12 protein-coding genes, 1 other RNA gene and 3 pseudogenes are annotated in these 15,206 nt (G+C 42.7%); all 16 read right to left on the bottom strand.

All coding sequences use genetic code 11. The features are described from left to right. Positions 1–1,079, bottom strand: a 1,079-nt coding sequence (locus E2L07_RS18390) for a transposase (protein WP_134228778.1), incomplete at its 3' end; no start/stop codon positions are given. Positions 1,080–1,499: 420 nt separating this feature from the next. Next, a pseudogene (locus E2L07_RS18385) lies at positions 1,500–1,733 on the bottom strand (class I SAM-dependent RNA methyltransferase); the annotation flags it as partial. A gap of 238 nt (positions 1,734–1,971) precedes the next feature. Further along, positions 1,972–2,364: RNase P RNA component class B (rnpB, locus tag E2L07_RS18380), an RNA gene on the bottom strand. A gap of 57 nt (positions 2,365–2,421) precedes the next feature. After that, positions 2,422–2,829: a reverse transcriptase-like protein gene (locus tag E2L07_RS18375; protein WP_010897931.1), complete on the bottom strand. Its 408-nt coding sequence runs from the start codon at positions 2,827–2,829 to the stop codon at positions 2,422–2,424. A 21-nt stretch (positions 2,830–2,850) separates the two neighbouring features. Then, positions 2,851–3,165 (bottom strand): cell division regulator GpsB, encoded by a 315-nt coding sequence (gene gpsB, locus E2L07_RS18370; RefSeq protein WP_010897930.1) that lies wholly within the window; start codon positions 3,163–3,165, stop codon positions 2,851–2,853. Positions 3,166–3,278: 113 nt separating this feature from the next. Further along, a complete protein-coding gene (locus E2L07_RS18365; protein WP_134230290.1) occupies positions 3,279–3,848 on the bottom strand; it encodes an SLOG family protein in 570 nt (189 codons plus the stop codon). A gap of 65 nt (positions 3,849–3,913) precedes the next feature. Then, the gene (locus tag E2L07_RS18360; RefSeq protein ID WP_134230289.1) at positions 3,914–4,243 is read right to left on the bottom strand and encodes a spore coat protein; all 330 of its coding nucleotides are present in this window, start codon (positions 4,241–4,243) and stop codon (positions 3,914–3,916) included. A gap of 359 nt (positions 4,244–4,602) precedes the next feature. Beyond that, positions 4,603–5,895 carry a ribonuclease H-like domain-containing protein gene (locus E2L07_RS18355; protein WP_010897926.1) on the bottom strand — a complete coding sequence of 431 codons (1,293 nt, stop codon included), beginning with the start codon at positions 5,893–5,895 and terminating at the stop codon, positions 4,603–4,605. Further along, on the bottom strand, positions 5,886–8,180 hold the full coding sequence (locus tag E2L07_RS18350; protein WP_134230288.1) for a DEAD/DEAH box helicase: 2,295 nt from the start codon (positions 8,178–8,180) through the stop codon (positions 5,886–5,888). The genes E2L07_RS18355 and E2L07_RS18350 overlap by 10 nt, the downstream gene beginning before the upstream one ends. Positions 8,181–8,386: 206 nt before the next feature. Further along, positions 8,387–9,301, bottom strand: a complete 915-nt coding sequence (locus tag E2L07_RS18345) for a ketopantoate reductase family protein (RefSeq protein ID WP_134230287.1) — start codon at positions 9,299–9,301, stop codon at positions 8,387–8,389. A gap of 246 nt (positions 9,302–9,547) precedes the next feature. Beyond that, complete coding sequence (locus E2L07_RS18340) at positions 9,548–10,876, bottom strand: D-serine ammonia-lyase (RefSeq protein ID WP_134230286.1); 1,329 nt, start codon at positions 10,874–10,876, stop codon at positions 9,548–9,550. Positions 10,877–11,200: 324 nt separating this feature from the next. Beyond that, a complete protein-coding gene (locus E2L07_RS20970) occupies positions 11,201–11,344 on the bottom strand; it encodes a hypothetical protein (RefSeq protein WP_166740122.1) in 144 nt (47 codons plus the stop codon). A 1-nt stretch (position 11,345) separates the two neighbouring features. Next, positions 11,346–12,407, bottom strand: a complete 1,062-nt coding sequence (locus E2L07_RS18335) for a hypothetical protein (RefSeq protein ID WP_134230285.1) — start codon at positions 12,405–12,407, stop codon at positions 11,346–11,348. Between the two features lie 234 nt (positions 12,408–12,641). After that, a pseudogene (locus tag E2L07_RS18330) lies at positions 12,642–12,836 on the bottom strand (DUF421 domain-containing protein); the annotation flags it as partial. Positions 12,837–12,852: 16 nt separating this feature from the next. Next, positions 12,853–14,123: pseudogene (locus E2L07_RS18325) on the bottom strand (cytochrome P450). 304 nt (positions 14,124–14,427) lie between these two features. Continuing rightward, positions 14,428–15,063, bottom strand: a complete 636-nt coding sequence (locus tag E2L07_RS18320) for an ABC transporter ATP-binding protein (RefSeq protein WP_134230284.1) — start codon at positions 15,061–15,063, stop codon at positions 14,428–14,430. Positions 15,064–15,206 lie beyond the last annotated feature (143 nt).

Below are 15,206 nucleotides of genomic sequence, written 5' to 3'. Positions count from 1 at the left end.
GTATCAATTTGTGGTGTCATCGATTGATGGATACGAAGCGTTCTACCAGTTTTCGCGCCATTACAGCATTGAATATGCTGTTCATTCGAACAGGAAAGTCCTTCTTGCTTGTATTTTGGATCAAAGACTGGGCAAGTCCAAACATAGTGTTCTTTTGCTTCATCCAACCCTTTCAATTGTAACTTATGGCCACTAATACAATGAGGAACACCATACCTATCCAGCTTGGTCATGCCACAAGATTCAAGTGCTTTATCTTGAATTTTACGTGGATTTATGGGAGCCAATAGCTTTGCTTTAAGAATGGATTTTGTGTGTTGTTGATTGTCCGCTGATTGATAAATCCCATCTGCGCTCACGTATTGCACTGTTTTTAGGAACTCTTCAGGAAGATCTTCCGTTACCTTTTCCAAAGTGGGTTCTAGTGTTTTTGCATCATGTTCGTCTCCTTTAAACACACTTCTGGACAAAGGAAGTTCAGACTCTACACCACAGACCAAGGAGATTTTATGTGCAATGTACGTGACGGTATTGCTTTTTCTCATCACGCCTACGTTATCATCCGTAGGAATCTTTGGGCAATGACATGGCTCAGAATGGCTACATTTCTTCATTTTATGGACAGTGGCTTCCGCATCTACATGGGTGGTATCTACAGCGAGTTGTTCTTCTTTTCCTACGATACCGTGAAAAAGATTGTAGCTCACCATAAGTTGCCGAGCTTTCTCCCAAAGTCCGTTTTCAATCATGATCTGATCAAAACGTTCAAATGTTTTCAAGGATGGTCGTGTATCAAAACCACAGACCATCCGGAAGTCAGAGTTCCCAATAACTTGAAGGTGTACACTGGAAACCATTACTTCCACATAGAGGAGTGGAGCCAAGAGGAAAGCTTTTAATAAAGCATAAAAGTTCACTCCTTTTCGTCCTTTGGCAGATCTCGTAGGCAATGTGCTCAAGTCCTGTGGAATATCTGGAAATAATTCTGTTGAAGATGGGGCTGCATCCGTTGAAGTTCGTTTTTTAAAATGATATTCAAACCGTGCTTGGAGAAATTCTTGTTCAATGGGAGAGAACACCTCCTCCCAAGGAAACTCCAACCCTAATTTAACATAAGGAAGGTGACGTAAAGAAGAAAATGAATCTTCTGTAAATGAAAAAGAAGGTTGAAGATAGATTACATTTGAATAAGATTTTGGTATGATAGAGGTAGTCATAATGAACTCCTTTCGTGATAGTTGCTAGATACTTCTATTCTACCAAAGGAGCACCATTATGGCTTTTCTTTTTGCCTGAATGATCAAAGTTTCCGTTTTCCATAAAAATCCTGTAAATAACTAGAATGACGATATGGTGAAATGGCTGATTATGGCCAAAAATCGCTAAAATTGAGGTTTGACAAAACATAAAGAACTTGATCACGTAAAAAGGTATGGGAACACATCTATAGTAGCAAATTGAATGGAATCAGTAATATCAAGGGTTACAGAAATTTGTCCTGTGGCTCCAAATAACTCATCAAACGTAAGTGCTTTAAATTCTCCCACTTTCAACTTTACACGATCCGCCGTCCGCAACCATAAATTGGCTCGCGGAATAGCAGCTACATCGGATGTAAAGGTAACCTTTCCGTTCTCCACCTTCACATCCTCATACCCAAGATCTTTAACTTCTCGTGCAACGAGCGCCTCTAATCCCATCGTCGCCGTCGCAATCAACGTTACTTTTTCCATAAATTTAGCTATCTCCCTTATGTATCATCTTTCCCGTCTCCATTATACGGGTAGAGGCGAGTAATGACAAATCAAGCCCGGCAACCAATAACATTTCTTCTTTTAAGCTTCTTTGTGAGTAAAGAGACACGGACTTCTTCATTATCCAGAGAAGTTAAACGTCCTTAAAGTGTAAAAATAAAAAAACCCCTAGACAGGAGTTTTCGTATGGCCGCTTATCTTAGTCATCTCATTCCCGTTCGATAAGCCATGTTCTGTTCCTTCGTACTACAAACGGTGATGAACCTCGTACTCCGGTGGTAACCATCTGTCTACAGAAGTAAACTTCCGTCCTTCTCTCCGTTCATTTCCTTCAAGAAGGTTCCCCTACCAATTTTTGGGTTTCTCGCTCGAGGGGTTTACCTCGTTCCACTCCGTCTGTTTCCAAACGGACTACGTCACTGTGGCACTTTCAAAGGCATCACACCATATTCATGATGAACGTAGGTGCTTACCTTGCCGTTAGCCCAGTTCTTAGAACCAGACTACCCTAGCTTATGACTTCGCTAGGCACGAACACTACAAGCATCTCAGCCTGTGCGAGCATGGACTTTCCTCTACATCGCATGCGATGCAGCGGTTACCTGAACGGTTATGATGTTATAAGCGACAATCTCTATTATAACGAAAAAAACGAATCAATTCAATGTTATTTTTTGTCATTAATGTCATTTAATCGAATGGCTGTTCTCGCTAATTCATCAGCTTTTTTATTTTCCTTGCTTGGCACCCACTTAATGAAAAAAAGCTTAAAGCGATCAATTAAAAGAAGGGCTTCCTCCAGCAAAAGACGATACCGTTGATTTCTTACATATCGCTTTTCAATCGCTTCTTCTAACAGCTTGGAATCCGTTCGAACCCAAAGTTCATTCCATCCTTGCTCTTGACAGAAGCGCAGAGCGTAAATGAGTGCATGAAACTCCGCTTCGTGATTTGACAGCCTCCCTAAAGGAATCGTCAAATGCTCCAAACGCCCGTTTTTATCATCGATGAATATACCGGCCCCAGAAGGTCCTGGATCTCCTGCACTTGCTCCATCTATAAATACGTGGATCAACCACGATCGCTCCTTTTCTTATTACTCATAAAGCTTGTTACCAAACACCTTTTTCTCTAAGTTGGATAAACGTTGAAGGATATCATAGTTCGTGCTACCGACACTCGGACTTGTTTGATGCCTTGTCTGACGTTCACTTGCTGCACGTTTTGCCTCGGTTCTAAGCTGATGAATTTCCTGCTCAAGCCGTTCAATTTTCTTCTGAAACACTTCATAGTCCTGAATGACTACATCTAAAAATTTATCCACTTCGTCTTGACTATATCCACGCATGCTCGTTTTGAATTCTTTTTCCAAAATTTCCTTTGTCGTTAGTTTGACCTCTTGATTATACATATCTATCACCTCAATCATCATCCGCATGACGGAGAACTATTAAAATCAGTAATCGTTCATTTTCTTTCTATTTTTTCAAAAGTTACTATGATTGTCAATTTCCTTTTGATATTTTACAAATTGTCGATGTCTACTGAGTCATTCATTTCATCTTCCTGAGCAATCCATTCAAGATCATGGGGTGTGATCAAGCGAATATCATATGGCTCCTGTTGTTGCCGCTTTTTTGCAACTTCTAAATAATAGCTTGGAGAACCTGGTTTGTCTTCGTCATAAAGAACGAGTAGACCATCGGACTTTTGCACTAAATATTCATTTTTCAGACGAAGCTGAGCAGGACCTTCATACGGTCGCTTCGTAATACTGTCCACAAAGTCAGCCGCCTCCAAAATGTCATGATATTTTTTACGAGAAGCCTCTTGCCACTGGGATTCCTGCTCAAGAAACGGAGTCAAAACGGCCAATTGAATGTGTGGATGAGTTTGTTTCAACTTAATGACGACTTCGGCTGCCCATAATTCCACTCCGAGCTGGCCGCTAATAAGAAACCTCTCTACCCCTTCTTCAATCAAGGCAAGGATCTGTTGTTCAAAGGCTTTTTTTATATATGTAATGCCGCGATGGTTATGGGAGAAAATCCCTAGCTCGTGAGCTTTATAGCCAGTAAGTGTAATGACCTTCATTCGACTCATCCTCTCATGGATAAAGAGAGAAGCGAACCAAAATCGGCTCGCTTCTACATTTACATTTAGCAACCACACTTCCCTTTTCCTTTGCCAAAAGCGGCACCTGCGACTGGGCCTGCCATTGGACCAAAGCCTGGGCCTGCCATAGCTCCTGCGACTGGAGTTGGTGGTCCTGGCGGCTGATAAAACTGCTGATTGTACACTTGTTGTTGCTGAGATACTGTATGAGGGAAGCTATGAACGTGGTTGTATACATGGTTCGTTACTTGAGTTGTGTGAGTTGGGTGAATTTCAGGAACAATGTATTCACATGTCTGTTGAACCACATTGCACTTCGTCGGGTGGACGATTGCCGGTAGTACTTTACAATGCTTTCTCGGTCGACAATGCATAGGTTAAATTCCTCCTTATGAATAGAGTCAATATTAACCTATGTAATGCGTGAAATTGGTGTACTAGTTCGTTTACCTAATTCAAGGTGAATCATCTAATTTTGGACGTTCGCACACATAGCCACCTGTTAAAAAATGGCTTTATCATGTAATTGAGTGGCAAAAAACAACACCATTCCGATAAGAACAAAGAACATAATTAACAATGCGCGAGTCAATGCAACCACTCTTTCCTACTTAAAATATTATACTCCACCTGTGATTGTACGAATTTTTTTATCGTTCGACAATCACTTTTTTTTGGTATTTCCCCTACGAATAGATTTTGTCACAAAATCGTCAAATTTGTGGAATCACGACTAATCTTGCGCTTGCCCAGGAAATAAGGTTTGAGATTTCCTCACCTTGTCTTCAAGTCTTCGCAGTCTATTTTCCGTTGCTGCTAAAAAGGCCTCCTCATGTTTGTTTGTCAATCGAGCCACTTCTTTTCTAGACATAAAGACTTTCTTAGTCACGTTGAACGCTTTTTCTACGTCTTTTAGCTGATGCTCATAAATCTTAGCTAATTCAATACCGGCCTCTTTGAGAAAAAGATCTCGCTCAATAAGCGTCTCATATAACCCTTGGGCACGCTCGAAACGTCCGCGCTTTTTTTCAAGATGGGCTAATCGTAGCATCGCTTCAGCTTGAATGGAGTGATCACCTTGAGCAAGCTGCTCATATAAAGACTGGCTGATGCCGAGTTCACCGACGGCTTCATACCAGCGAGCCACTTCAAATTGCTCTTTTGCCAATAGTTGTCCGCTGTTCACTTCCAAAATGGAAGCAGAGAGATGGGCATAGAGAGTCAACAAAGAGAGTACGTCCCATTCATTATGTTGAAAGACTCCCTTGACGAGCTCTGGATCGGGGTCTTGCAGGAAATCAAAATAAAGCATAGGTGCTAAATAGCCAGGCGTATCTTCCTCTCGGTGAAAGTGAAGGATTTCCTGCTCCACAACTGAAAGCTTGCAGGAGGGCAAAAGCTCTTTCCACAGTCGTCTAGAGGCATGGAGCAGATCGTAGTGACCAAACTTTGGCAAATAAGGCACTCTGTCTCGAACAAAGGTGTGCCGCGTTTTCACTTGTGGCCAATCGAACGCTTTACCATTAAATGTGACTAAGTTTTTCATATCCCCTACATCATGCAAAAAATGATGGTATAACGCTACTTCCCTTTCAGGACCAGGGAGAAAATGTTGTTTGACTACAACCTCCTCCCCTTTTACTTGGGCATATCCTAACATAAAAATGGTCGTCCCAGCACCGTGACTTAGTCCCGTCGTTTCCGTATCAAAAAAAAGAAGCTCCTCTACATGCATCCCCTTTGCTGACAGGGGATGATTTGCAATATGCTCTTGCCATTTCTCTACTTGGTGTACGACCTGACGGAGTGGGTAACGGCCATGGTTTTTATCAAGGTCGTACGAAACCTCACGAATAATGGAATATTCGTCTTCAAACCAAGCAGGTTTAGCGTGTAGTTGTCTCCATGATTGCTCGTACGGGACTTTTTGATCAGCTATCGAGTGTGATACAGTCTGTTCTGACTGACTTCCTGTCTCCACTCCCATATGGGCCTTTAAGCGGGATAATTTCCCTTTTAATGCCATGATTGTTCACTCATTTCATTTAATAGTAAAGAAAGAAGGCGGAGCACCGCTTGCTTCACATTGTCTCCTAATTCACTTGAGGCCCCTACGCAAGCAGGACACCCACTTTCACATGGACAGGAGCGGAGCAATCCCCATGCTTGTTCTAGAAGGATGTCGACTTGCTTGTATACATTTTTCGCCAAACCTACCCCTCCTGGATACCGATCGTAAATAAACAATGTCGGCCTCTCGGAATGGTCCGCTTTTATTTGTGGAACGACATGCAAGTCAGAACGGTCACACATGACGTAAACAGGTGCCACATGTTGAACGACATGAGCGAGTCCAAGAAGCGCTTGATCTAACCCATTTTCTGAAAAGCGCTCAATGAGATCGTCTGAAAAGCTGATCCATGTGGCGTTCGTATGAAGCTCCTCCTCTGGCAAATGGATTGGACCTGAACCGATGTTTTCAAATGTAGACAGTTTGATTTTTTTAAAAAGAGTCGCTTTGGCATTTACCATCACATCGCCAAAGGCAATCGTTGCTTGTCTTGTTTCCTTCGTTTCATCCTCTTCCAACACTTTTAGTTGAACCGCAAGATTGGCATCGGTAAAATACTCAACCTTAACTTCGCGAACGAACGCTTTCTTCTCTTCCCAGTCTAATAATTCGACTTGATATTGAACCCCTTGATGGAGGTAAATCGCCTCATCGTGAAGCAACGTCATCGCACTGAATCGGTCCATTTCTCCAATCACTTGAGGATTAGCTATATCGGACTGATCAATGATGACGACATTTTCTTGTGAGGCTGAGCGTAGGCTAATGCCATGAGCGGGAAATCCGTCATTCATCCAATACCACTTGCTTCCTCTATGATGGAGCACGTGTTCCTCTGTTAAAAATTCGAGTATCTCCTCAATGTCAACCCCATCTAATGTCTCCCCTTCTTTAAAAGGAAGCTCATAAGCGGCACATTTTAAATGGTCCACTAAAATGATCAAGTTATCACGGTTAATGCGCACAGATTCTGGCGACTTTTCTAAAAAGTAATCTGGATGTTGGATCATATATTGATCGATCGGTGAAGAACCGGCAACGAGTAACGTAAGTGATTCATGTTGCCTACGTCCCGCCCTTCCCGATTGCTGCCATGCACTCGCAATCGACCCAGGATATCCGGTCATAATGCAAACCTGGAGTTGCCCTATATCTACCCCTAGCTCTAAGGCATTTGTACTCACGACGCCGATAATGTCTCCATTTCGAAGACCACGTTCAATTTCGCGGCGTTGCTTTGGCAAGTAGCCCCCGCGGTATCCACGTATCGCCTGTTGCCCGATCTTCTTTTTCGTCAATTCTTGAAGATGGCTAAGAATGACCTCTACTCTCACACGACTGCGGGCAAAGACAATTGTTTGAATGTTGTTCTCAAGAAACTTCTTCGCTAAGCGGTTCACTTCCACCGTCGCACTTTTCCGTATGTTGAGCGGTTCATTGACAACAGGAGGATTATAAAACACAAAGTGCTTTTTTCCTGACGGTGCTCCATTGTTATCAATCAGTCGAACGTTGTGGCCTGTCAATTGGCTCGCTAGCTCCTGCGGATTGGCAATCGTCGCTGATGTGCAAATAAACGTCGGCTCGCTCCCGTAATAACGAGCTATCCGCTTCAATCGGCGAATTACATTAGCCACATGGCTGCCGAACACCCCTCGATAGGTATGAAGCTCATCGATGACAACATACTTTAAATTTTCAAAGAAAGCGACCCATTTCGTATGGTGCGGCAAGATGGCTGAATGAAGCATATCTGGGTTTGTAATAACAACATGTCCCGCTTTTCTTACCGCTTGGCGGATGTTGGGGGCAGTGTCGCCGTCGTATGTAAAACATTTAACCGATATACCCATTTCCTCAATGATTTCATTTAGCTCGCTTTTCTGATCTTGGGCAAGGGCCTTTGTCGGAAACAAATACAGCGCACGGCTAGTTTCATCTCTTCGAATTTGTTGAAGGACGGGAAGGTTATAGCACAACGTCTTTCCAGAAGCTGTAGGTGTTACAGCTACGACGTGCTCTCCCTTTTCCGAACATTCATACGCTGTATTCTGGTGAGTGTATAACTGGCCGATCCCCCTTTTCTCCAACGCTTCTCGGATACGAATGTCCAATGTGGTTGGAAATGGCACAGTCTGTGCAGGTTTCGCTTCGATTTCATGCCAATGGACAATATTTTTCTTTATTTCATCATCGGTTTTTAACCAATGGACTAAGTCTTGAAACGTTTGTTTGAACATAAGCTACACCTCCCTTTTATTTTAGCGAATATTTGTTTGCATTTCTAGCAATATTGACAAGTGTATAGGAAGAGTGATAGTTTTGCTTCGTTATAGAAATTTTTTAGATCGGATAATAATACGGTACGTGAAATTATCTAATAAATGGCTATAATTAGTTTACATAATATGATTACAATAAATTAAAAAGTAGAGTCTTCCGGTTATTAGGAAGACTCTGGATGATAAAAAAGCAAGTTCGTATAAATTGTCGCTAAGATAGGGGCTTGTATTTGATGTAGTTCAGCTAGCTTCAATAAATAGCCTTGCAAGTGTTCTCGTTCAATCGGCAGGCCTTTTTCCATATCACGTTGCATCGAGGATTTCATTTCGTATTCGACACCGCCCATTTGCTTCCATTGCTTTTCTTCTACTTGATCGGCAATCGGTGCTCCCACCGCCCGCATGATCGCCCCAATTTCAGCAAACAGTCCGCGGATCACCTTTTCCCCTGAGGGAAGTTCACGAATAGGGCCCACTGGTTGATTGTACAATGTAGTCACACCGGACATGGTCGTAATAAACATATATTTGTGCCACATTTCTGTAAGAACCGAGTCTGACACTTCAATCATGGCGTTGGTCCCTGCGAAGGCGGCTTCAATTTTTTTCACCCGCTCGCTTCGTTCCCCGTTCAACTCTCCGAACACAAATCGATGAATCTGACTCGTTTGGACAATGTCACCAAATTCATTTAACGTCGATTCAATAAAACAAAGTCCGCCAATCACTTGTTCTGTTGAAAACGCCTTACGCAATCTGTCTAAATGAGCGATCCCATTTAACATCGGAATGATCACTGTTTGATCATGAATAAACGGACGGATGGTTTCAATGACGTTCTCTAAATGGTAGGCTTTTGTTCCGAGAAGGACGACATCAAATAGCCCAGTGTCCTCCATCGTTATAGTTTTCGCTTGTATCGTCGTATTTCCATGAATGCTTTGGATACGAAGACCTCGCTTTTTCATTTGTTCCTTTCGTTTTTCCCGAACGAGAAAGGTTACATCTTCCCCCTTTTCTGCCAATCTTGCTCCAAAATAACCCCCTACGGCTCCAGCGCCAACGATGAGAAATTTCATCCGCTCTTACCCCTTTGCTATGTATTTCCTTCAGTATAGCGTAATGATCAGAATGATGAAAATATTAAGATTTTAAGAGGTACCTCTAAAACATTTAAAGATTAAACGATCTTTAAGTATAAAGGAACTCAGCATCACCGATCCCTCAGGCGACATGAGCTGGGCTTACACTTAATTACATTGAATAAAAAAAGCCCCCTATGGAGGCCTTACTAACCCCTATTACAGAGCTTTCATCATCGTCGATCACTTAATAGTTCCTCCCCGTCTGTAATAAGCCATCATCTCCTCTTCAGGTACCATGCTGCCGCCTGTTCCCCATATAATATGCGTGGCGTTGTTCATTTTTTCAGCTAAGTTGTTTGCTTTTAAATAGTGATTGCCTTCCTGAACTAATTTTATCGGTCCAAGCATTCCTGCCAGCGCTGAAGGTTCAAGGAACAGCCCTTCTGCATCGGCTAGCTCTTTCAGTAAGGTAAAAAGCTTGTCATCGTCTATCGTAAAGCTCCCACTTAATAAAGGCTTCATCATCCTTGACACAAGTCGCGAAGGTCTGCCGACAGCAAGTCCATCTGCCTCTGTTCGGTTGTCGAGACCGATTTCTTGAACCGAAATCCGCTCATGAAGGCCTGTCAAAAGTCCAAGCAACATGGATGGAGAGTGGGTAGGCTCTGCAAAAAAGCAGTGGACATGATCTTCAAACAACAGCTTTAAACCGAAGGTAATCCCACCTGGGGCGCCACCAACCCCGCATGGGAGATAGACAAACAAAGGGTGACTCTCATCGACCGTAATCTTCTGTTCAGCCAATTGTTTTTTCAGTCGAAAGGCTGCCACAGCATAGCCTAAAAAAAGATCTTGAGATTGTTCATCGTCCACAAAATAACAGGTGGGATCCTGCTCAGCCTCTCTTCGCCCTTCCTCTACCGCTTGACTATAATCATCCTCATATTCAATGACGTTGACGTTTTTACTTCGAAGCAAGTCTTTTTTCCATTGCTTTGCGTCTGCCGACATATGGACCGACACGTTAAAGCCAAGTTTTGCGCTAATGATGCCAATGCTGAGCCCTAAATTCCCCGTCGAACCAACGGCAATCGAATAATTCGCGAAGAAGTCCCGGCAAGTTTCGCTGTCAAGGATCGAATAATCATCTTGAACTGTTAAAAGCCCATGCTGCAAAGCTAGTTGTTCAGCATGTTTCAGCACTTCATAAATGCCGCCCCTCGCTTTGATCGATCCGGAAATAGGTAAATGACTATCGCATTTTAGCAATAAGTTTCCCGTAATTGGTTGCAGATACTTCTGTTCTAACGATTGTTTCATCGAAGGGATTTGCACTAAGGGAGATTCGATCATTCCGTGCGCTTGGTTTGTTTCAGGAAAGACTTTCGCGATATATGGCGCAAACCGCTCTAATCGCTTCTCGGCATCCTTGACGTCGTCTTCGTGTAGACTAAGCATTCGAACTGCTGACTTAAACGAATCTATATGAGGATTAAGCCAAAAAACTTCCTCGATCGCCATTAGTTTAATTACAAGTGGATCTTTTCTCCATTGTTCAAGCTCGTTCACTCTTAGCACTCTCCTTTACGTTACTATGTCCTTCCATTTACTGTCCCTAGATGATATTTTACTAAAAGATTCTATGATAGGGTAAAGTTATATACCCTAAGCTGAGTGAATGATCGAAACATTCCGCCTAAAGTATAAACATTCGGGAACGAGGAAAGGATGTGAGTAATAAGAATAATAAGAGGATGATTAACAGATGGGAAAGCCCGAGTCATCGAAGCTTATGGATCAAATTGTCGAGAACCAGAAGAAAAAAAACGATAAGGCTCGCGAGCAAGCGATGAAAGCCTTAGGAAAAGAAAAGTGAGATGTTCATTTGACATCTCACTTTTTTACGTCTAGCTTTGGTTCTTTTTTCAACGCTTTTAACGCACGATGGCGAACTCGTTCGTTTTTCTTTTTCATTTGATTCATGTAGTGATCGGAGAGTTCCTTTGAATAGGGCTTGTCCTTAGCAGCTTGTCCCATCTTACTCCTCCCCTTTCTTCGTTGGATTCGGTGAAAATTTGTTGAGCAGTTCACAGCAAATCCATAAAAGCTCTTGTGTAATCGTTACATTCAGTTTACCAGATTCGGTAGCGTCATTCAATTTCTCACGACTGTTTTCGTTTAAATGTAGTGAAAGCACCCATTGGGAGCCGTCTTGCAATGTTCGCTTCCACGAAATGAGATCCCCTACTTTTAACGGATCTTTGTAGTCCCGTTCGATTGCAAGGATGTACGGATTCCCCTTCTCTGTAAAAGGAATAAAGTCCTCCATCTCCGCCTTATTGACCCCATAGGAATCAACAAATTCGAGTCCTTCTTCTCCAACCTTGTAAAGAGAATAGTCTGAACCGAAATCAATTGAATCTAAGCTGAATTGATCATGAACGAGTAAGTTCAGCTTGGACTTTAACTGAAACACGAAGTCGAGCAAAATTTCATATTTTTCTTTGAACATGAGCGTATGCTCTTCATTGTCTTCTACGATTTCCAATAAATCCTCTATGACACGATCTTTCTCCTCGATATCCTGCTCTTTTTCCTTTAGAAGCTCCAACAAATTTGGAAGCGATGGAGTCGAGGTGACCTGTTCAATATCAGCTGCAATTGATTCAACATAATCTCTCTCTTTTGCAAGCGCAATCAGTGACATGTATTCATCCGGCTTGCGCTTTTCGTACACTTGAATATGGAACAGATCACTTCCCGGACGGCTCATTTCATCAAGGACTAAGTGACGTAAATAAGCGAAAAGAAAGAAGCTCATACCTCCTAATAATACAGTGATAGACGTCCATGGAAGCTCTCCTATCGCTCTAAATGCATCGGTAGTGTATGCCATGAGACTGCCAGGTACGAGAACAAGTAACACCCCGGCTACGCCTCTTACCGTTTTCACTGTGCGGTACACATAAACGAAGGTATTCTTACATAGTAACCACAGGGTAAGGGGCGTCTGTTTTTTGGATTCCTCATACAAGATGTTCACAAGCTGATTTAGTTCCTTGGCTAGAAACTGCACCTTATTTTTTAGCTCTTGACTCATCCAACGTTCCCTCCCCAGCCCGCGATACACTTTGCTTCAATCGTTAAGTACTCTTTTCGACAACAAGAAAGCGTCTCCTTTTTTCGTTTATGAGAGCTGACGAAAGACAAGAACAAAGACCTAGAACAAGGCACCCCTTTCTTTTATAGTAATCTCTCCTTTCTAACAAAAAAAGGACCTACCATAAGGTCCTTAATGGTACATCGGTGGCACCTGCGTCGTAAAAACATCCTCTGTATGCAGATGGGGAATGCTCGGGTCGGCTAAATCTGCTCCAACAACTGCTCCGAGAGTTAAAATAATCAAAAAATCAAATACCGGAAGTTCGGCGATAGAGCGCTTCCCCATGATCATGGTGACTAGTAGCATGAGCGGCAAGATCGTTAGAACGCGGGCTAGTAACACGACGAAGTCTTTTGCCAATTCCATAACTGGTCACATTCCTTTATGCATGCTCGTATTTCCGTTCTATATTCGCCATGATATACCCACTTTCCGGCCTTGTTGGCATCCGGGACAAGCTGTAGCTAATGTCTTGATCAGGTACGTCATAGTCGATATCGTTGACGAGAAAGTCCATAGTGGCCTTCATCACCTCGACAGTAATGCCTTCTCCAGGGCAGCGATGCCCTTTCATTGGATCTCCCCCGCCTTGAGGAATAAAATCATAAAGGGAATCTTTTCGTTCTTGAAACCGTTCCGGTCGAAACGCGTCTGGCTCATCCCATAGTTTCTGGTCATGATTCGTTCCGTACATATCTAAGAAGACGAGCCTTCCCTTTTTGAAACGAACGCCTTTCCACGTAAAACTTTTGCGCACCTTCGCTCCGATCAATGGTGCAAATGGATAATAGCGCCTCACCTCTTGCACGAACATATGGAACTCCTCGTTGCTGCCGTATTTTAATCGCTCCTGCCACTCTGGGTGCTCTTGCAAGGCAATTGCAGCAAAAGAGAAATAAAGGTTGCGATCGCGACGATCGATCTAAGCACATTGATGAGTTCAATAGCCGCCATCCGCTCATCGAGCAACTTTCCATTTAACTCCCTATGGTACGATACTTTATAAAGCGGACTCCCCTCACGTGCCTGTAAACTACCGGTTCGTACTTGATAGATGATCGATTGGATCCATCTCTCCGTTCGTCTCCGTCCCTTTCGCCCTCGCCAATGTCTTGGGCCCACTGCGCCAAAGGCATCAACCATGGCATGAAAATCTTCCGCTCGCCGATTGATTTCTATTGATTTTAGAGGAACCCCTGCCCACTCACATGCCACTTGGCATAAAACACGCTTCGCCTCATCAAACAGAACAATTGGTCTGGACTTTTTCCACCCTTCCGCTACTCGTCGCCACGTTTCATGGGTTAAGCGCGCCAATTCCCGCTCATCCTCAGGCTTCATCATCGAGAGAAATAGTTGTTTGCGATGAAGGTGCGCCTTATCATCCATTGTTTGAATGGCATTTTCGCCAAAAAGTGATTTTTGAATCCGTTTAGGCGTTGCTCGATGCCGTTTAAAGCGCTCAGGGTCATAAAACAGCTTTACCGCCTCCGCCCCGCGTATACAAAGCACCTTTTGTCCCATCACCCGCGTTTCAAAAAGGTCGGTTTGAAACCGCTCCATTCGATGACTGAGAAACTCATAGCCCTCGCGCATTAAATTCATCGTATGATCCAATGGAGAGTCTTTAGGAATCGGGTCATTTGATTTCATCGCTCATCGTCCTTCCCTTTTCATGTTAGTGTTAGTATGAAACACCGTAAGTTGAAACATGTAAGGAAAGTTCGGTGATTGCACGAATCAGGTGATAACGCAGGCATACGTATTACTATCTTTTGAACAACTAAAGCTTCACATTTTATAAAAGTGAAAAAAGCATGCAACTGCCTCTTTTGCATGCTTTAATATCATAATTTTCTTACACGAGCGGAAGCGATTATCCTCTCGTGATCATAGTGCGGGAAAAGTAGACGCATGAGTTTCCCACAAATGACTGTCTATCCCTCTTGTGATCAAATCAATGTGGCATCATGATTAACTTGCCGTCATGGATTTTATACTTTTTATGACATATTTCAGCTACGTGAGGATTGTGGGTAACGATAATCAGGGTCTTCCCTTCGTCGTTTAGTTGCTTACAAAGGGCTAAAATCTCAGTTTCACTTTCTTCATCTAAAGAGCCTGTAGGTTCGTCTGCTAAAATAAGCTCTGGCTGTTGAATTAATGCCCTAGCAATGGCGACACGCTGAGCCTCTCCTCCTGAAAGCATATCCACGGATCTGCTCTGTACATATTCTATCCCAAGGGTTGATAGCATGGTTGTCACTTTATCTGTCATTTCTTTCTTGGGTATGTTACTGTATTTTAACGGTAACGCTACATTATCAAACACATTTTTACTATCAATCAACGGATAGTTTTGGAGGATGAATCCTATTCTTTTCCTCCGAAATTCTGCTAAATCATTTAATGTCTTTTCATGAATTGTCTCCTGTTGATACAAATAAATCCCGTGATCCGGCTTATCTAACCCTGCAAGTATATTAAGCAAAGTTGATTTTCCGGACCCACTTCGTCCCATAATCGCAATCATCTCACCTTTGTTAACCTCTAAGTCGATCCCTTTTAATACTTCAATTTGTTGCTTTCCCATAAAATAGGTTTTTTTACACTAGTGTTGCATTAATAATAATTGAAGATTTAAAATCCTTTGAATCTTCAATTATTAATCGTTTTAGCCATAAAAAAATCCTTTACAATGGAAGTACAGGTGGTTCCTGTCCAAATCCAACGTAA

It is taken from the genome of Halalkalibacterium halodurans (assembly GCF_004376175.1).
Classification (GTDB): Bacteria; Bacillota; Bacilli; order Bacillales; family Bacillaceae_D; genus Halalkalibacterium; species Halalkalibacterium halodurans.
Note: the sequence above shows the minus strand (reverse complement) of the source record. Positions and strands in the feature narration are given on the sequence as shown.